This is a genomic window from Flavobacterium sp. DSR3-2, assembly GCF_049896525.1.
GTDB lineage: Bacteria > Bacteroidota > Bacteroidia > Flavobacteriales > Flavobacteriaceae > Flavobacterium.
The window spans coordinates 55,781-73,527 of sequence record NZ_JAFCUM010000005.1 but is presented as its reverse complement, the minus strand read 5'-3'; the positions used below and the strand labels follow the sequence as shown (position 1 = coordinate 73,527).

The following is a 17,747-nucleotide window of genomic DNA, read 5'->3' as shown; positions in this document are numbered from 1 at the left end:
AATTCTATTTTAAACTGATTTTCATTAAATCCAGCCATTGTTTTCCAATAGCTGAAACAGAAAAAGATTGCACACTTTGCAACGCATTCTGTTTGCAATATCGATATAAATTTTCGTCTTCAATAAATAAATTCATTGCTTCAGAAAGTTTTTCAACATTCTGATTTTCGACCAGTAATCCATTTTCTCTATGCTGAATCATTTCTTTTGGTCCTGATGAGCAATCAAACGCAATTACAGGAGTTTCACAAGCCAGCGATTCCAAAATTACATTGGGCAAACCTTCATTCAAACTGCTTAACACGAAAAATTTAGCGTTTTTCAAATACTTAAATGGATTGTCCTGATGCCCTAAGAAATGCACTTTGTCTTCAATTTTTCTTTCCTTAACCAAGTTTTGCAGCATTTTTTTTTGTTCACCATCACCCAAAAAAACCAAATGAATATTGTTTTGTGGCAGAACTGATTTGGAATACGCTTCAATAAATTTATCAAATTGTTTGATGTTTGTTTCCATTTGGCCTACGCCAATAATATAATCATACGGAATTTCATTCTCCTCTTGGCTCTCTACTGCAATTACCTCAATATCGATTGGATTATAAATTCGGACAACATTTTTCAGCTGGTGTTTTTTCTCGATCAGTGCTTTGGATTCGTCCGAAACATTGACTAATCTATAACAATCTCCGTACATAAAACGACTGAGAAAAGACCAATTTGGCATGTAATGATCTATCAAAAAACTGTGAACTGTGAAAATGGTATTCGTTTTATAAAGCCATTTTGCGATCAATACCTCTTGAATAGGTTTTGTCCGAAATCGGAAATCGATAATGAAATCGAATTGATTTTCGTCAAGGTATGTTTTCAGAAAAGTGAACCGATTCCATTTATTAAGAAGTCCCTTGGACGCATTTTTCATCTTGCCTAAATTGACCAATTTTCCTGAATAGGAATACGAAATTTCGTCGAGAACAACAATAGTATGAACCTCTAACCCTTGTTTTTCGAAAAATTGAGACAAAATCGCCATGACCTTTTCGGCACCGCCACGACTTAATCGATAACCAATTAAAGCAATTTTAATTTTTTTGTTGGGCAATATCATTAACGATTTCTTATTTTCGTATCAAATATAACTCTTTTAAAAAAATATGCAAGACAATCCATTGGTTACCATTATTTGCTTATGTTACAATCAGGAAGAATACGTCTTGGAGAGTTTATTTTCAGTTGTCAATCAGAATTATGCTGCTGTAGAACTCATTATTGTTGATGATTGCAGCTCAGATAATTCAAAAGCAGCAATCGAAAATTGGCTGCTTGATTTTCCAAAAATCCAATTCATTGCGAATGAAATTAATTTAGGAAGCACCAAATCGTTTAATAAGGCCTTAAAAAAAGCCAAAGGCGAATTTATCATTGACTTGGCTGCAGATGATATTTTATTATTTAATTGTGTAACTTCACAAATAAATGCTTTCAAAAATACAATCTATAAAAATCTCGGAGTAGTTTATGGAAATGCGGAATTAATTTCTGAAAAAGGAATATTTAATTCTTATTATTTTCCCGTAGACCGTTATAAAAAAGTAATAAAACAGCGTGCAACGGGTGACATTTATTACTCGGTACTTTCTGGTGGCGACTGCATGTGTTCGGTTTCATCAATGGTAAAAAAATCCGCATTTGATCATTTAAATGGTTACGATGAAACGCTTGAGTATGAGGATTTGGATTTATGGATTCGCGCTTCCCAGATTTACGATTTTGATTTTATTGATGAAATTTTAATCCGAAAAAGGACAGTCCAAAATTCTTTAGGAACTCATTTTTTTATGAAAAATGATGCTAGAGCCAGAAAAATAAATCAATCTACTTATTTGATTATAAAAAAGGTTATGAGACTGAACAGAACAAAAAATGAGGATAAAGCGTTGTTAAAACGCATTCATTTCGAAATCATTTTGAACAATAAAACTACAAACTACACCTTATTATTAAAGTATATTTTGCTTGAGATTAAGCTGAGATTACGTTTCCTGAATATAATCTAAACCATCATATAATTATCTAACGCTGCTTTCTCTCCTTCCCAATCTCTGGAAATATGTGTACTAATTAATTTTGCTGGAATACCTCCAATTAAAATGTTAGAACCAAAAGAAGTATAATCAGCATTGCACAAACTATTTGAAGCTATCGTACAAAAATTAGTCGTATTAGTACCCTGAAGTACAGTCACTCTGCTGGATGCATAATTGTAATTCCCAATTAGGACGGGCATCGTCATTTTAAACTTTTCGCCGGTTTGGGTATCCATCATCTGATGAAAATTAGTATCCATAATTTGAGATTCCGCACCAAAACGGGCATAATTCCCCAATACAATTCGCTCGATACAAATCAATTTTGCATTGGAAGCTAATGAAGCCATGTGGCCGAATTCACAATATCCATTTTCGCCAATGTAAATAAAATAATCTTTTCCAAATTGTACGTGACCCTTAAAAACGAGCGTTCCCAAAACATTAATTTCGGCAATTCCTTTGTGAAGGGTATTCATTTCATACGGTTGTCCAAAACCAATCATTCCTTTTTTAATAGCTCCTTCAATTTCTATTTTTCCCGCTATTGACGTGAATTTTACCTTCCCATAAAAAAATACCGGAAGCTGTTTTGCAACATTAAAAGGGAATTTTTTGAAATTAAAATATAGCGTTTTTGTCCAATTTATGGAATAATAAATTTTAAGTTTTTGATAACTTGACTTTGCTTTTCTGTAATTATGTTTTAAAATTTCAATCATTCTTTCTCTTTATTACAGCGTTGAACAGTCCTTTTAGCTCCATCTTTTTATTCATTTGAAATACAACAAAAGCAATGGAAAGTACTACCATTACTGACATTAAACAGTATTTTAAAATTGGATTCGGAATGTATCGAAACAAAAATGTTGCCATACACATCAGGATGCAGATTAAATATATTTTATAAAAATCACTGTCAAAAAAGAAATTATATCTTTTAAAGGTAATTATTTTCAAACCAAAAAAGTGAATCATATAATACACTAAAAAACTAAAACCCAGCCCTTCCAATCCATAAAAATAATAGCCTAAAACATTTAAAAGTAACGATATCGCATTGAAACCAACGGCCGTTTTCAGAAACATATTAGAATCTCCTTTGGCAATTAAAATATAGCCCATCGACCAGGAAACCGCTCTGAATAACATAGCCAATATTCCAAAACAAACCATCGGAATAATGGCGGCAAATTGTGGTGTAAACACTATTTTCACAATAAGCGGAATCAACGTTAAAAACAGAATTATTACCGGCGTTATAATCAATATTGAAATGAACGATTGCTGAATAACACTCGTTCTGACTTTTTCATTTTGATCACTTATGGAAGCTAATCTTGGAAAATAATCGGTACTCATTACCGTGAAGATTACGCCTACATACGAATTCAACAAAATAAAACCCGCATTATAAAATCCCACTTGTTCTAAATTCCCCACTTTTCCGACATAAATTTGGATTAAATATGTCGTCAGCAAAGTCAACGAACTACTTAATGTCAGCATAAATCCAAGGGTAAAGATACGCTTTGCGTCAGTCATCAATTGAATTTTTGTTATACTTTTTCTCTCAATTTCCACTTTTCCGGAATAATAAAAGGAATATAATAAAGCGGATAGAGAAGTAACAATTATCGTTGGAACAATCGCGTCGATTCCATAAAAATAATACAGCGGAATAGATAATAGCAATCCGAATATATTTCCATATAGATTCGCTTTCGCCAAAAACCTCATTTTCCTCAATCCTTGCAAAACAGCTAATTCTCCTGTTGTCAATTGCTTAAACAGCAACGTAATGGACAAAAAAACAAACGCATACATTTGGTCTGAATTCCCAAAGGTAATTATGCTCAACCAACTAGAAAAAATCATAGTTAATAATGTTCCCAGAATACCCGTCAATAACGCTACAATTTTAACCACTGAAACCGTAGCCGAAACTGTATTTAAATTTTCATTTTTGTAATCTGCTGAAATGTGTTTAATTCCACTTGTTTCTAGTCCTAATCCCGATAAACCGCTAATGACTCCAATTGCAGAATTCAACAAAGCAATGATCCCCATACCTGCAGGACCTATAAAAACAGCGATTAATTTGGTTCTGATTACAGCAATAATAATTGTTAGAAACTGAACACCACCAAAAAGCGAAGTCGTTTTTACAATTTGATGATATGAAGTTTTAGAATCAGACACTATTAATATTGATTTAAAACCGTAATAATAAAATCTACCTCATCCATTGTCAAAACTGGGCTTATGGGCAAACTCAATACTTCATCATGGATTTTTTGGGAAACAGGAAAAGTCAAATGATTCCACGCTGATAACGCTTTTTGATTGTGCGGCGGAATGGGATAATGTATGACCGTTTGAATACTATTCTGATGTAAATATTCTTGTAAATTTATTCTGTTTTGTGTTCGAATGACAAACAAATGAAAAACATGGTTTTTAGATAAATTCCAAAAAGGTAAAATTATTTTATCATTTTTAATTTCAGATAAGTAACGTTTAGCAATTATTCTCCGCTTTTCATTTTCAATATCTAAAAACGGTAATTTCACATTTAAGAAAGCCGCTTGCAGTTCATCTAACCTTGAATTTATACCAACATAATCATTGTAATATTTGGTTTCCGAACCATAATTTCTCAGTGACTGAATGGTTTTGGCTAATTCGGAATCATTTGTTGTAACCGCGCCACCATCGCCTAATGCGCCCAAATTTTTCCCTGGATAAAAACTATACGCTACGCTTGATTTTTGATTTTTGATTACTTCGTCAGTCCGACCTGCGGTCTGGGGTGCTGATTCTTGATTTCTGATTGCGCCGTGAGCCTGAGCCGCATCTTCAACAACCAGCAAATCATTTGCAAAAGCAATTTCATGTATTGCATCCATTTCTGCCAATTGTCCATACAAATGAACGACCAGAATCGCCTTGGTTTTTGAGGTAATCTTTTCAGCAATTAAATTGGGATTGATGTTGTAGGTTTCTAACTTTGGCTCGACCAAAACAGGAATTAAATCAGCTTGTAAAATAGATAGAATACTCGCAATATAAGTGTTGGCAGGAACTATGACTTCGTCGCCTTTTTGTAATTTTCCCAACTGAATATATCCTTTGAAAATCAACATTAAAGCATCAAAACCATTTCCCACACCTACACAGTACTTTGTGCCGCAATAGCTAGCAAAATTGATTTCGAATTCCTTAACTTCATTCCCTAAAATATACCAACCATTATTTAGAACTGCTTTCAATTTTTCCTGAAAAGCGGCTTCATACGGTTCATTTATTTTTTTTAAGTCAAGAAATGGTATCATATTAGATTCATTTTATAAAAATCCTGACTATAAACCGAGCAACCCAATTCTTCTTTTTGTTTTAAAAGTCCGGCATGATACCCTTTTTCATTGTCTTCATTTACGATTCCCATATCAAAAAAAAGTTTGCCTTCGCTCTTGTATTTTTGGATCAAATTAATGAATAAAAAATCCAACGCGCGTAATTCCTCCCCTTTTTTAGTGGTGGCTCCATATTGCGATTTCACAACGGTTTCCGTCTCTAAAATTGTTACACCGGCAATAATAACATCTTCAAAATACACTGAAAACTGTTTGATATTTTTCGGGAATTTTTCTTTCAGTGCTGTAATTTCTTTTAGTGTATGTACTGGTTTTGCGTCATATTTTTCCAACAACCTTGGCTCTAAAACCAATTTCCAAAACAATTCCAATTGCTGTTCTTCCACCAGCTCTAAATCGAGTTCTTCAATTTTTCTAAAATGCTTCAATTTACTTTTCGAAATTGTCAAAGGCAAGGACAAATTGATGCCCAAATTCATTTCTTTTTTATCTAAAAAAGCTCCTTTTTTCAGCATAAAAAAATCCATTTCAGCGTTACCTTTTAATGTATAAAATAAAGGAATAGGTTTAAAATAGAACGATTGCACCTCATTTTCTTTAAAAAAAGACATAAGAGAATTCAAAATATTTTCTACTTTTTCTCCGTTTAATTTCGTGGAATAAACCAGTCCGCCATACGTCAAGCCTTGATGGGAATAAACTATTGCCCCAACTCTATTTGCAGGCAAAACAGCAACCAGTTTTTTATTCTCAAAAACCAGTAACGAAAAATCCTTGAATCGATCTTTGTGGTATTCCATAAAATCTCGGTGAAATAAAAAAGTAGCATTTTTGGCCTGACCAATAAAGGCATTCCAGTTTGCATAATCACTTTCCCGATATGGTCTGACAGAATAATTTTTCACTGTTAAATTTTAGACTTTGTGAAAGTAATCAATTTTTATTTATGTTCTAAAGTGGGCAAATACCATTTGAATTTTACGGCCATAAAACGAACCGAAATAATAACAATTGAAGTCGTTAAGTATAAAATATCATTATCTAAATTCAATTTTCGAAGCAGGAAAAAAACAATCCCGCCCAAAATACAAATCGTGGCATAAATTTCTCTTCTGAAAATAACCGGAATTTCGGTGCACAAAATATCACGAATCACACCCCCAAAACAGGCCGTCATGGTCCCTAGGGCAATACAAACAACTGGATGAAGCCCAATATTAATTCCTTTTTCAAGACCAATTAAAGTAAAAACACCTAATCCAATCGTGTCAAATAAAAACAAAGAAGTTCGTAATTTGTCGAATTTTTTTCTGAAAAGTATTGCCAAAACAAACCCAATAATGATTACATAAACATATTTTAAGTCAAGCATCCATCCTACTGGCGTTCTGCCAATCATAATGTCTCGGAGGGTTCCGCCCCCAACCGCAGTTACAAATGCGATAATAAAAACCCCAAAAGGATCCAGTTTTTTATTCATGGCGGTCAATGCGCCTGACATGGCAAAAGCCATCGTACCGATGATGTCAAGTAAGTGAAACATTAGAATTGCAATTTTGACAAAAATAACGAAAATACTCGTGAAAAGAGCTAGAAATACCTTCTATTAATCAATATGTTGCTTCCAGAAAAATATTCGAATCGGATTAGAAAACTGGATTTTCTCTATGTATCTTTGTAGCTATTAATTAAATAGTTGAACGTCTTGAAACAAATCACTTCGATACAAAATCCATACATAAAATCCTTAGTGCAATTGCAGGAAAAATCAAAAGCACGCAAACAATCCGGTACTTTTTTAATGGAAGGAAAACGCGAAATTTCGATTGCTGTAAAAGGTGGCTACGAAATGGAAACGCTATTGTTTCTCCCTGAAATTTGTTCGGAAACTGACGCTAAAGAATTATCAGAAAATGCAGAATTAATTGAAATCAACAAAGAAGTCTATCAAAAACTGGCTTACAGAGATACTACCGAAGGAATTCTGGCTGTAGCCAAAACCAAATCGATGCAATTATCCGATTTGAAATTATCCGAAAACCCTCTAATTCTTATTGCCGAAGCACCTGAAAAACCAGGAAATATTGGCGCTTTATTGCGAACTGCAGATGCTGCTAATCTTGATGCAGTGATTATTGCCAATCTAAAAAGTGATTTGTACAATCCAAATATTGTGCGTTCCAGCGTGGGCTGTTTGTTCACCAATCAAATTGCTACTGGAACAACATCTGAAATTATTGCTTTTTTAAAAGAAAGAAACATTAATTTTTATTGTGCGACTTTACAAAATTCGACTTCGTATCATACTCTGGATTACACGACTCCAACGGCATTAGTCGTGGGAACGGAAGCTACTGGATTGACTGAAGAATGGCGAAAAGAAGCGACCCAAAACATTATTATCCCAATGCAAGGCCAAATTGATTCTATGAATGTTTCGGTTGCCGCAGCCATCTTAATTTTTGAAGCCAAAAGACAAAGAGGGTTCTAATTGTTTGATTGAAGATTAACGATTTTAGATTGCAGATTTAAAAACAAAAAATATTAAAAATTTACCATTTTATTAAATACTATAGATAATATGAAAAATAAATTATTCGTTGCAATAGCATTGATTTCAAGCACTCTTTCATTCGCACAAATCAATTCGACTCAAGTGGATGAACTAGTTAACCGTACTTTAAAAACATTTAATGTTCCCGGAATTGCAGTGGCGATAGTCAAAGACGGAAAGATTATTCACGCCAAAGGATACGGTGTAAAATCAATTTTAACGAATGAAAAAGTGGATGCAAATACGCTTTTTGGAATTGCATCCAATAGTAAAGCCTTTACAAGCGCCGCTTTGGCAATGTTAGTAGATGAAGGAAAAGTAAAATGGGACGACAAAGTCATCAAATATCTTCCTAATTTCAAGATGTATAATGAGTATGTAACGAATGAATTTACCATTCGGGATTTATTGACGCATCGCAGTGGACTCGGACTTGGCGCTGGAGATTTGATGATTTGGCCTGACGGAAGTAACTTTACGGCACAAGATATCATCCAGAATTTACAGTATTTAAAACCGGTTTCGGCATTTAGAACACAATACGATTATGACAATTTACTGTATATAGTTGCCGGAGAAGTCATTCGCGTAGCGAGCGGTTTGAGCTGGTGTGATTTTGTGGAAGAGCGCATGATGAAACCCTTAAAAATGGAGCATAGTGTGGCTTCTTTTTTACGTTTAAAAGACACAACAAACATCATTGCACCTCACGTTCCTATTGACGGAAAACTAAAAGTAATCAAACGCTATCAAAACCAACTTTTTGATGCGGCCGCCGGCATTTACTCCAGTGTAAATGATTTGAGTAAATGGACCATTATGCAAATGAACAACGGGAAATATGGTGCAGATAATAAGCAATTATTTTCTAAAAAAGAACATGCCGAAATGTGGCAATTACAAACCATAATTCCTGCAACCACAAGACCTCCTTACAACACTCATTTCAGTGGGTATGGACTGGGCTGGTTCCTGAGTGATGTAAAAGGATACAAACAAGTGACGCACACTGGCGGTTTAGAGGGAATTGTTACGCAAGTCACGCTTTTACCGGAACTGAATCTGGGGATTATTGTATTGACCAATCAGCAATCAGGTGCTGCATTCAGAGCAATTACCAATACTATAAAAGACAGTTATTTAGGAATTCAATCCGAGGATTATGTGACTAATTACAGTACTAGTCTAAAAGAAAACGAAGCCTCTGCTGACAAAGTAACTGATGAAGTTTGGGCAACCGTAGCCAAGAATAAAAAAGACAAAATCAAAATTGATTTTAAAAGCTATACAGGAACATACCAAGACAATTGGTTTGGTGAAGTAGTACTTTCAGAGAGAAAAGGACGATTGTATTTTGCTTCGAAACGCTCTCCACAACTTACTGGCGAAGTTTTTTTCTATAAGGACACTAATTATGTTGTCAAATGGGACAATGCGTATTTCCATGCGGATGCTCATTTGTTTTTTGAATGTGATGCCACTGGAAAAGCAGTAAGATTAACCATGAAACCCATTTCTGAGCTAACTGATTTCAGTTATGATTTTCAAGACTTGGATTTTAGTAAAGTGCAATAATCATGTTGAATGTCAATTTTGTTATTTACACACCGAAGCCCTTTTTTACTTGCACATCTCCCAATTAATTTCTATTTTTAGGAATTGAACCATGCCGTTATGATAGAAATTGATATAGAAAAAGAAAATAAAGCAATTGCTCAAGAATACAAAGAATTACTTCGTATAAGCTACCAAACATTAAGTGATGATGATAAAAAACTCATCCGAAAAGCATTTGATGTTTCTGTGGAAGCACACAAAGAACAACGACGAAAATCCGGTGAAGCTTATATTTTCCATCCGATTGCTGTGGCAAAAATTGTCGCTTCTGAAATAGGTTTGGGTGCTACATCCATTGCTGCTGCTTTACTGCACGATGTTGTAGAGGATACGCCAACTACAGTTCAGGATATCGAACGTTTGTTTAATCCCAAAGTGGCTCAAATCGTTGAAGGATTAACAAAAATATCGATGGTGCAAAGAGATTTGAATGTGTCCATGCAAGCGGAGAATTTTCGTAAAATGATATTGACCCTGAATGATGATGTTCGCGTTATCCTCATTAAACTCGCCGATCGGTTGCACAACATGCAAACTATGGATTCAATGCAGGAAGACAAGCAGACAAAAATTGCATCGGAAACCTTATACATTTACGCTCCATTGGCGCATCGACTGGGCTTGTACAACATTAAAACCAAACTGGAAGACTTAGGTTTGAAATATACGGAACCTGCAGTATACAATGAAATTGTCAGCAAAATAAAAGAAACTAAAGAGGAACAGGATGCTTATATAAAAGACATTTCGGATGTATTGAAAAGTTCATTAGACGCTGAAGGAGTTGATTACATTATAAAAGGACGCCCAAAATCGATCTATTCTATTCGTAGAAAGATGCAGGCGCAAAACGTGAGTTTTGATGAAGTATACGATAAATTTGCGTTGCGTATTGTATACAAATCAAATCCACATGAAGAAAAATTTGTTGCGTGGAAAATATATTCAATCGTTACGGATCATTACAGACCAAGTCCAAGCCGATTGCGCGACTGGATTTCATCACCAAAATCAACCGGTTACGAAGCCTTGCACATTACCGTTATGGGACCAAAAGGTCGATGGGTTGAAGTACAGGTTCGAAGCGAACGTATGGATGAAATTGCTGAGAAAGGATATGCCGCACATTACAAATACAAAAACGGAGGTACCGAAGAAAGTGGTTTGGATGTTTGGTTAAATTTATTAAAAGAAGCTCTAGAAAATTCTGAAACAAATGCGGTAGATTTTGTAGAAGATTTCAAAATGAATTTATATTCCAAAGAAATCTTTGTTTTTACGCCAAAAGGAGAAATAAAATCATTGCCTAAAGGCGCCACTTCGCTAGATTTTGCGTTTAGCATTCACTCCGAAATCGGAATTCGAACTAGAGGAACGCGTGTCAATGGAAAATTAGTTCCTTTGAATTTCGTGTTAAAAAGTGGCGATCAAATAGAAATTATTACTTCTCAACATCAAAAACCCACCGTCAACTGGCTGGATTACGTAACGACTTCGAGAGCGAAAACGAAGATAAAAAACGTTCTGAATGAAAATACCAAAAAAATTGGTGAAGAAGGAAAAGAACTGTTGACTCGAAAATTAAAGCATCTAAAAATAACGTTGAGTGAACAAGTGATTAACGAATTAGTCAACTTTTTCAAATTAAAAACAAGCTTAGATTTATTTTACAGAGTGGGAATTGGCGCTATCGAAAACCAGCAACTCAAAGATTACGCTGCGCAAAAGAGCAATACTTTCATTAATTTTTTTAAAAATAAAATGAAACGCTCGCCAAGTACCACTTCTGATGATGACATTCACAAACCAATTATAAGCAGCAGTTATGACATGCTTGTTTTTGGTAAAGAACATGACAAACTCGATTATAAACTATCGCCGTGCTGCAACCCAATTCCGGGTGATGACGTTTTTGGTTTTGTAACTATTAATGAAGGTATAAAAGTGCACAAGAAAGATTGTCCAAACGCCATTGGCATGCAGTCAAATTACGCGTATCGAATCATGTCAGCAAAATGGATTGATTCTTCTCAAGAAGAGTTCAAAGCCATCATAAACATTACCGGTATGGATGTTTTAGGGCTTACCAACCAATTGACAAAAGTGATTTCGAATAACATGCATGTAAATATTCAAAGTATTTCTTTGAGTACCGATGCAGGAATTTTTCATGGTCAGGTAGCCGTGATCGTTCAAAACAATACCATTTTGAAAAAAATGATTAATAATATCAAAAAAATTGACGGAATTGATAAGGTTACCAGAGTTTATAAAACTTAGAAAAGTTTCAAGTTTCTCTGTTTGAAATAGGTTCTCCAACTTGAATCCGAATAAACTTGAAACTAAACAAACCGGAAACTTTAAACTTTAAACTAAAAAATTTATCTTTGCCAGATATGACACTCATTTCCACAGATAACACCAAAAACCAAGAAATTGTAAAAAATGTTTTTACAATGTATCTTGAAAAAAAAGGACATAGAAAGACTCCTGAACGCTATGCTATCCTTCAGGAAATTTACGACAGCGAAGAACATTTTGATGTAGAGAATCTTTACATTAAAATGAAAAACAAAAACTATCGTGTGAGTAGAGCAACTCTTTACAATACTATTGAATTATTATTGGACTGTGCTTTGGTGCGCAAACACCAATTTGGACAAAATCAGGCTCATTACGAAAAATCATATTTTGACAAGCAGCACGATCATATAATAATGACTGATACTGGTGAAGTAATTGAGTTTTGTGATCCTAGAATTCAAAGTATAAAAAAAACAATCGAAGAAATATTCGATATAGAAATCACCAACCACTCGTTGTATCTCTATGGAATCAAAAAACAAAAAAACAACTTGGACGAAAAAGATCGTCTGTAAACATAAAAACTAACTACAAATAACATTCAGAATGACGGTAGATTTATTACTAGGATTACAATGGGGAGATGAAGGAAAAGGAAAAATTGTTGATGTTCTAACTTCAAATTACGATATTATTGCTCGTTTTCAAGGAGGTCCAAACGCAGGACATACTTTAGAATTTGATGGAATAAAACATGTTCTTAGAACTATTCCTTCCGGTATTTTTCATAAAACTGCTATAAACATCATTGGAAACGGAGTTGTAATTGATCCTGTAGTTTTTCAAAAAGAAATCGAAGGTCTTGAGAAATTTAATTTAGACATCAAGAACAAATTAATCATTTCAAGAAAAGCGCATTTAATTTTACCAACACACCGTTTATTAGATGCCGCTTCTGAGGCTTCAAAAGGGAAAGCAAAAATTGGTTCTACTTTAAAAGGAATTGGTCCAACATACATGGACAAAACCGGAAGAAACGGAATCCGTGTGGGTGATATTGAATTAGAAGATTTTGCAGATCGTTACAGAGCTTTGGCTGATAAGCATGAAGCAATGATCAAATTTTACGATGTTGCTATCCAATATAATTTGGAGGAATTGGAAAAAGAATTTTTTGAAGCTATAGAAGAACTAAAAAAATTAGATTTTATCGACAGCGAAGAATATTTACACCAAGCTCAAAAAGCTGGTAAATCAATATTATGTGAAGGCGCGCAAGGTTCATTATTAGACGTTGATTTTGGAACTTATCCATTTGTAACATCCTCTAACACGACTGCTGCTGGTGCTTGTACCGGCTTAGGAATTGCTCCAAATAAAATCAAAGAAGTATACGGAATTTTTAAAGCGTATGTAACACGCGTAGGAAGTGGCCCGTTCCCAACAGAACTTTTTGACGAAGATGGCGCTACAATGGCAAGTGTAGGAAACGAATTTGGATCAGTAACCGGAAGACAAAGACGTTGTGGCTGGTTAGACTTAGTAGCGCTTAAATATGCTGTTCAAGTCAATGGTGTAACGCAATTAATGATGATGAAAGGCGATGTTCTTTCTGGATTTGAAACGTTGAAAGTATGTACCGAATATAATTACAAAGGAGAGAACATTTCTCATTTTCCTTATAATATCGAGCCAGAAAATGTAACTCCAGTTTATCAGGATTTCAAAGGATGGAAACAAGATTTGACAGGCATGACAACTTATGATGAATTGCCTGTAGAGTTGAAAGATTATATTGCATTTATTGAAAAAGAAGTGGAAGTTCCAATCAAAATAGTTTCTGTAGGTCCAGACAGAAAGCAAACTATATTAAAATAAGATTATAAACGCTCTGAAAATTCAGAGCGTTTTTTTTAGTTTAAAACCCAATACAAGCGAATGAAAAATCCAGCTATCAAAATACAAAAAACCGAATTGCTCTCCGACAATTGGTACATCTTAAACAAAGTTACTTTTGATTATCAAAAAAAAGACGACTCTTGGATAACCCAAAAAAGAGAAGTCTATGATAGAGGAAATGGCGCTGCTATTTTGCTTTATAACACAAAACAAAAGACAGTTATTCTAACGAGACAGTTTCGCTTACCAACGTACCTTAACGGAAATGAAACCGGAATGATGATTGAGGTTTGTGCCGGACTTCTGGACCAGGACAATCCCGAGCAATGCATCATTCGCGAAACAGAAGAAGAAACAGGATACCGCATTTCTAAAGTCAAAAAAGTAATGGAAACCTACATGTCTCCCGGTGCCGTTACTGAAATCTTGTATTTATTTGTGGGCGAATACGACGAATCCATGAAAGTAAGTGACGGTGGTGGAGTAGAACATGAAGAAGAAAATATAGATGTGATGGAAATGGCATTTGACAAAGCCTATTCTATGATTGAATCCGGCCAAATGCAGGACGCAAAGACGATTATGTTATTACAATATGCAAAAATTCATAATTTGGTTTAATGAACAATACAACGAAAGGAGTTTTATTTGCCTTATTCGCGACCATGCTTTGGTCAGTAAATATGGTAATTGCCAGTGGCTTAAAAGGTCATATTCCTCCTGTTGGATTGGCTTTTTGGAGATGGACACTTGCTTATATTGTTTTGGCTCCATTTGCCATAAAAAGTACTATTAAAAGTTTCAAAATTGTAAAAAAACATATTTGGTATCTTTGTATTACCGCTGTTTTAGGCATTACAATTTTCAATACGCTAATTTACTTTGCAGGAAAAACAACAAGCGCAGTCAATTTATCATTAATTGCCATTTCAATTCCGTTATTTATTGTGGTACTCTCCAGAATTATTTTTAAAGAGAAAGTGTCCAATATAAAAATAGTGGGAATTGCAACCATAATCACTGGGGTTCTAATACTGATTTCCAAAGGTTCATTGCAAGCAATACTCCACATCAACTTCACCATTGGGGATTTATTGATGCTTGTGGCTTGCTTTTTTTTTGCCTACTACACGATATTAGTCCGACAAAAACCAGAGGAATTAACGACTAAAGTATTTTTGTTTAGTGTATTTTTTATTGGTACGATTGTGCTGCTCCCTTTTTATATGTATGAACACATCTATTATCAAAAAGTAATTTTCGACACTAAAACTGTATTGGTAACTGCTTATGTAGGTATCTGCGCTTCACTAATTTCTTATTATTTATGGAACGAAGCCATTCGATTAATTGGAACATCAAAAACAGCTTTAATTTACTATTTGATTCCGGTATTTAGCGGGATCTTGGCGTATTTTTTTTTAAATCAAGCGATTTTACCGACGCAAATTATCAGTATGGCAATCATTATTTCAGGGTTATTTATTTCCAATAAGAAGTAATGATTCACTCTTTTTTATTACTGAACTAATTTCTGATTTCAACAATGTCATTTGCACTTTAAGAGTATTACAAAATTGAAAATTTAATTTTTTAAAATTATTAGTCATTACTTATTTAGCAAATCAAAAGTAATTCCAACAGTGAGATTAATTTCTGAAAAGAATTGTTGAAGAAGTTATTGATGCCATTAAAAAACTGCACTGTTTTACTTTAGTTGCTACTTGTTCCTAAATGCATAAAAATAGCAGAATGAAAAATAAATTCATTCTGCTTTTCTATTCACAAAGTGTTCTAAGAATTTACTATTTATTAGGTTGTGGTGTCATTCTTAAATACGGTTTTACCCTATCGTAGCCTTTTGGAAATTTAGCGGCAATATCTTCATCTTTTATCGAGGTCGAGATCACTACCGCATCTCCATCTTTCCAGTTTGCGGGTGTGGCTACGCTGTATTTAGCTGTCAATTGCAAACTGTCAATTACACGCAATAGTTCGTCAAAATTTCTACCGGTTGATGCAGGATACGTCAATGTTAATTTTATTTTTTTATCTGGTGCAACAATAAAAACAGAACGAACGGTGAGACTCTCATTTGCATTAGGATGAATCATATCATACAATTCAGCGATATGCTTGTCTTCATCAGCAATTATCGGGAAATTTACAGTTGTATTTTGAGTTTCATTGATGTCTTTTATCCACTCCATGTGGGAATCTACACCATCAACGCTCAAAGCGATTACTTTTACATTTCTTTTTTCAAATTCAGGATAATAATTCGCAACAGTTCCTAACTCAGTAGTACAAACTGGTGTAAAATCAGCCGGATGGGAGAATAGAATTCCCCAAGCATCTCCTAACCATTCATGAAAATTTATTTTTCCTTGTGACGTTTCTGCTTCAAAATCAGGAGCAATATCGCCTAATCGTAATGTTGCCATAGTAATTTAATTTATTGATTAGTAACACTGTAAGATATTGAAATAAAAGCAATAAAGGAGAAAATCAATCTTAAAATTGTACTAATTTTTATGAAAATCAGAAAGTAACACTTCCAAAATAACACTATTAGCAGACCAAACGCCATAGCCCTGATCGAAGCGGCATCCTTTTATTTTTTTCTTTAAAAAACAAAAGATTCAGTGCAGAGCAGGAGAAAGCTCCTGAAAAAAAATCCTATTTTTTCTTTAAATTAGGTAAAAAGAGCGCTATAATTCCTATCAAAGGCAGATAGGCACAAAGATAATACACGTAAGTTATGCTGGTATGATCCGCAAGATTTCCCAATAAAGCGGAACCCAAACCGCCCATTCCGAAGGCAAAACCATAGAAAAGACCAGAAACCATTCCGAGTTTTTTAGGCAATAATTCTTGTGCATAAACCAAGATCGCGGGAAATGCAGAGGAGATTATGATTCCAATTAAGATCGATAAAACGCCTGTCCAAAACAGATCAACGTAGGGCAACAATAAAGTAAAAGGTGCGGCTCCCAAAACCGAAAACCAAATCACATATTTCCTTCCAAATTTATCGCCTATTGGTCCTCCGATCAAAGTTCCAATGGCACAAGACGCCAAGAATAAAACCAAATGAAATTGTGCTTCCTGTACCGATAATCCAAATTTTTCAATTAAGTAAAACGTAAAATAACTGGACATACTTGCCATGTAAAAGAATTTTGAAAATATCAAAACCAACAAAATTGCCACTGAAATAATAATGGTTTTTTGGGACAAATTAGGCAAATCGATTACGGCTTTTTTTGCACTTCTTAAACTCAAATGATTTTGATACCAAAGTGCAATTCTACTCAAAACAATCAATCCAATAATGGCTACCACCACAAACCAAATGATATAATATTGTGAATTTGGTACAACAATCAAGGCTACTAACAAAGGTCCGATTGCAGTTCCGGCATTCCCTCCCAGCTGGAAAATGGATTGTGCCAAACCACGCTTTCCACCAGATGCCAAAAAGGAGATTCGGGACGCTTCAGGATGAAAAATGGAAGAACCTATCCCAACTAAAATAACCGAAACTATGATCATTGAAAAACTGGAAGCATACGATAAACATACAATTCCGGATAAAGTAAAGAGCATTCCGAAAATTTGAGAAAAAGGCTTTGGTCTTTTATCTGTATACAAACCTACTAAAGGCTGCAATATAGAAGCTGCCAACTGATACGCCAGGGTGATTAATCCGATTTGTGTGAATGTTAAATTGAAATTTTCTTTTAAAATAGGATACGCAGCCGGTATAACCGACTGTAATAAATCATTTAATAAATGGGCGAATGCAATGGAAAATAATATAGAGTAAACAGTTTGCTGAGCAACCGGACTTGTATCATTTTTTGACACAGTATTAAGAGATGAATTCATATTTCTAAAAAACTA

16 protein-coding genes are annotated in these 17,747 nt (G+C 34.4%); 8 read left to right on the top strand and 8 right to left on the bottom strand.

What is annotated here, in order from left to right; all coding sequences use genetic code 11:
• Nucleotides 1-4: 4 nt before the first annotated feature.
• The gene (locus tag ACP7AV_RS08405; protein WP_426091566.1) at nucleotides 5-1,111 is read right to left on the bottom strand and encodes a glycosyltransferase; all 1,107 of its coding nucleotides are present in this window, start codon (nucleotides 1,109-1,111) and stop codon (nucleotides 5-7) included.
• 46 nt (nucleotides 1,112-1,157) lie between these two features.
• Here ACP7AV_RS08405 and ACP7AV_RS08400 point away from each other — a divergent pair, with 46 nt between their 5' ends.
• Nucleotides 1,158-2,060, top strand: coding sequence for a glycosyltransferase family 2 protein (locus tag ACP7AV_RS08400; RefSeq protein WP_426091565.1), 903 nt, complete (start codon nucleotides 1,158-1,160; stop codon nucleotides 2,058-2,060).
• On the opposite strand, the gene ACP7AV_RS08395 is transcribed toward ACP7AV_RS08400, so the two are convergent.
• From ACP7AV_RS08395 to ACP7AV_RS08375, 5 genes are read right to left on the bottom strand one after another with little or no spacing between them, the layout of a single operon-like run.
• Nucleotides 2,057-2,812: an acyltransferase gene (locus ACP7AV_RS08395; RefSeq protein ID WP_426091564.1), complete on the bottom strand. Its 756-nt coding sequence runs from the start codon at nucleotides 2,810-2,812 to the stop codon at nucleotides 2,057-2,059. The genes ACP7AV_RS08400 and ACP7AV_RS08395 overlap by 4 nt on opposite strands.
• Nucleotides 2,805-4,292, bottom strand: a complete 1,488-nt coding sequence (locus ACP7AV_RS08390) for an oligosaccharide flippase family protein (protein WP_426091563.1) — start codon at nucleotides 4,290-4,292, stop codon at nucleotides 2,805-2,807. The genes ACP7AV_RS08395 and ACP7AV_RS08390 overlap by 8 nt, the downstream gene beginning before the upstream one ends.
• 2 nt (nucleotides 4,293-4,294) lie before the next feature.
• The gene (locus tag ACP7AV_RS08385) at nucleotides 4,295-5,425 is read right to left on the bottom strand and encodes a DegT/DnrJ/EryC1/StrS family aminotransferase (protein WP_426091562.1); all 1,131 of its coding nucleotides are present in this window, start codon (nucleotides 5,423-5,425) and stop codon (nucleotides 4,295-4,297) included.
• Entirely contained in the window at nucleotides 5,422-6,372 is a 951-nt protein-coding gene (locus ACP7AV_RS08380) for a FemAB family protein (RefSeq protein WP_426091561.1), read from the bottom strand. The genes ACP7AV_RS08385 and ACP7AV_RS08380 overlap by 4 nt, the downstream gene beginning before the upstream one ends.
• A gap of 35 nt (nucleotides 6,373-6,407) precedes the next feature.
• The gene (locus tag ACP7AV_RS08375) at nucleotides 6,408-7,010 is read right to left on the bottom strand and encodes a trimeric intracellular cation channel family protein (protein WP_426064333.1); all 603 of its coding nucleotides are present in this window, start codon (nucleotides 7,008-7,010) and stop codon (nucleotides 6,408-6,410) included.
• 162 nt (nucleotides 7,011-7,172) lie between these two features.
• On the opposite strand from ACP7AV_RS08375, the gene ACP7AV_RS08370 reads away from it, so the two are divergent.
• The 7 genes from ACP7AV_RS08370 (at nucleotide 7,173) to ACP7AV_RS08340 (ending at nucleotide 15,343) form a co-directional block, all read left to right on the top strand.
• Nucleotides 7,173-7,958 carry a TrmH family RNA methyltransferase gene (locus ACP7AV_RS08370; protein WP_426091560.1) on the top strand — a complete coding sequence of 262 codons (786 nt, stop codon included), beginning with the start codon at nucleotides 7,173-7,175 and terminating at the stop codon, nucleotides 7,956-7,958.
• A 90-nt stretch (nucleotides 7,959-8,048) separates the two neighbouring features.
• Nucleotides 8,049-9,596: a serine hydrolase gene (locus ACP7AV_RS08365; protein WP_426091559.1), complete on the top strand. Its 1,548-nt coding sequence runs from the start codon at nucleotides 8,049-8,051 to the stop codon at nucleotides 9,594-9,596.
• 99 nt (nucleotides 9,597-9,695) lie between these two features.
• Nucleotides 9,696-11,918 carry a RelA/SpoT family protein gene (locus tag ACP7AV_RS08360; RefSeq protein WP_426091558.1) on the top strand — a complete coding sequence of 741 codons (2,223 nt, stop codon included), beginning with the start codon at nucleotides 9,696-9,698 and terminating at the stop codon, nucleotides 11,916-11,918.
• Nucleotides 11,919-12,034: 116 nt separating this feature from the next.
• Entirely contained in the window at nucleotides 12,035-12,517 is a 483-nt protein-coding gene (locus ACP7AV_RS08355; protein WP_426064337.1) for a Fur family transcriptional regulator, read from the top strand.
• A 31-nt stretch (nucleotides 12,518-12,548) separates the two neighbouring features.
• A complete protein-coding gene (locus tag ACP7AV_RS08350; protein ID WP_426091557.1) occupies nucleotides 12,549-13,820 on the top strand; it encodes an adenylosuccinate synthase in 1,272 nt (423 codons plus the stop codon).
• A gap of 60 nt (nucleotides 13,821-13,880) precedes the next feature.
• The gene (gene nudK, locus ACP7AV_RS08345; RefSeq protein ID WP_426091556.1) at nucleotides 13,881-14,462 is read left to right on the top strand and encodes a GDP-mannose pyrophosphatase NudK; all 582 of its coding nucleotides are present in this window, start codon (nucleotides 13,881-13,883) and stop codon (nucleotides 14,460-14,462) included.
• Nucleotides 14,462-15,343, top strand: a complete 882-nt coding sequence (locus ACP7AV_RS08340; RefSeq protein WP_426091555.1) for a DMT family transporter — start codon at nucleotides 14,462-14,464, stop codon at nucleotides 15,341-15,343. Before nudK ends, ACP7AV_RS08340 begins: the two co-directional genes overlap by 1 nt.
• A gap of 303 nt (nucleotides 15,344-15,646) precedes the next feature.
• Here the strand turns inward: ACP7AV_RS08340 and ACP7AV_RS08335 are convergent, their stop codons facing one another.
• Both ACP7AV_RS08335 and ACP7AV_RS08330 read right to left on the bottom strand, forming a co-directional pair.
• The gene (locus tag ACP7AV_RS08335; RefSeq protein ID WP_426091554.1) at nucleotides 15,647-16,285 is read right to left on the bottom strand and encodes a peroxiredoxin; all 639 of its coding nucleotides are present in this window, start codon (nucleotides 16,283-16,285) and stop codon (nucleotides 15,647-15,649) included.
• A gap of 235 nt (nucleotides 16,286-16,520) precedes the next feature.
• Complete coding sequence (locus ACP7AV_RS08330) at nucleotides 16,521-17,732, bottom strand: MFS transporter (protein WP_426091553.1); 1,212 nt, start codon at nucleotides 17,730-17,732, stop codon at nucleotides 16,521-16,523.
• Between the last annotated feature and the right edge of the window lie 15 nt (nucleotides 17,733-17,747).

Bases quoted from the DNA above. Each gene is read 5' to 3' on its own strand.
- ACP7AV_RS08405 (WP_426091566.1), bottom strand. From the start codon at position 1,111: ATGATATTGCCCAACAAAAAAATTAAAATTGCTTTAATTGGTTATCGA.
- ACP7AV_RS08400 (WP_426091565.1), top strand. From the start codon at position 1,158: ATGCAAGACAATCCATTGGTTACCATTATTTGCTTATGTTACAATCAG.
- ACP7AV_RS08395 (WP_426091564.1), bottom strand. From the start codon at position 2,812: ATGATTGAAATTTTAAAACATAATTACAGAAAAGCAAAGTCAAGTTAT.
- ACP7AV_RS08385 (WP_426091562.1), bottom strand. From the start codon at position 5,425: ATGATACCATTTCTTGACTTAAAAAAAATAAATGAACCGTATGAAGCC.
- ACP7AV_RS08375 (WP_426064333.1), bottom strand. From the start codon at position 7,010: ATGTTTCACTTACTTGACATCATCGGTACGATGGCTTTTGCCATGTCA.
- ACP7AV_RS08365 (WP_426091559.1), top strand. From the start codon at position 8,049: ATGAAAAATAAATTATTCGTTGCAATAGCATTGATTTCAAGCACTCTT.
- ACP7AV_RS08360 (WP_426091558.1), top strand. From the start codon at position 9,696: ATGATAGAAATTGATATAGAAAAAGAAAATAAAGCAATTGCTCAAGAA.
- ACP7AV_RS08355 (WP_426064337.1), top strand. From the start codon at position 12,035: ATGACACTCATTTCCACAGATAACACCAAAAACCAAGAAATTGTAAAA.
- ACP7AV_RS08350 (WP_426091557.1), top strand. From the start codon at position 12,549: ATGACGGTAGATTTATTACTAGGATTACAATGGGGAGATGAAGGAAAA.
- nudK (WP_426091556.1), top strand. From the start codon at position 13,881: ATGAAAAATCCAGCTATCAAAATACAAAAAACCGAATTGCTCTCCGAC.
- ACP7AV_RS08340 (WP_426091555.1), top strand. From the start codon at position 14,462: ATGAACAATACAACGAAAGGAGTTTTATTTGCCTTATTCGCGACCATG.
- ACP7AV_RS08335 (WP_426091554.1), bottom strand. From the start codon at position 16,285: ATGGCAACATTACGATTAGGCGATATTGCTCCTGATTTTGAAGCAGAA.
- ACP7AV_RS08330 (WP_426091553.1), bottom strand. From the start codon at position 17,732: ATGAATTCATCTCTTAATACTGTGTCAAAAAATGATACAAGTCCGGTT.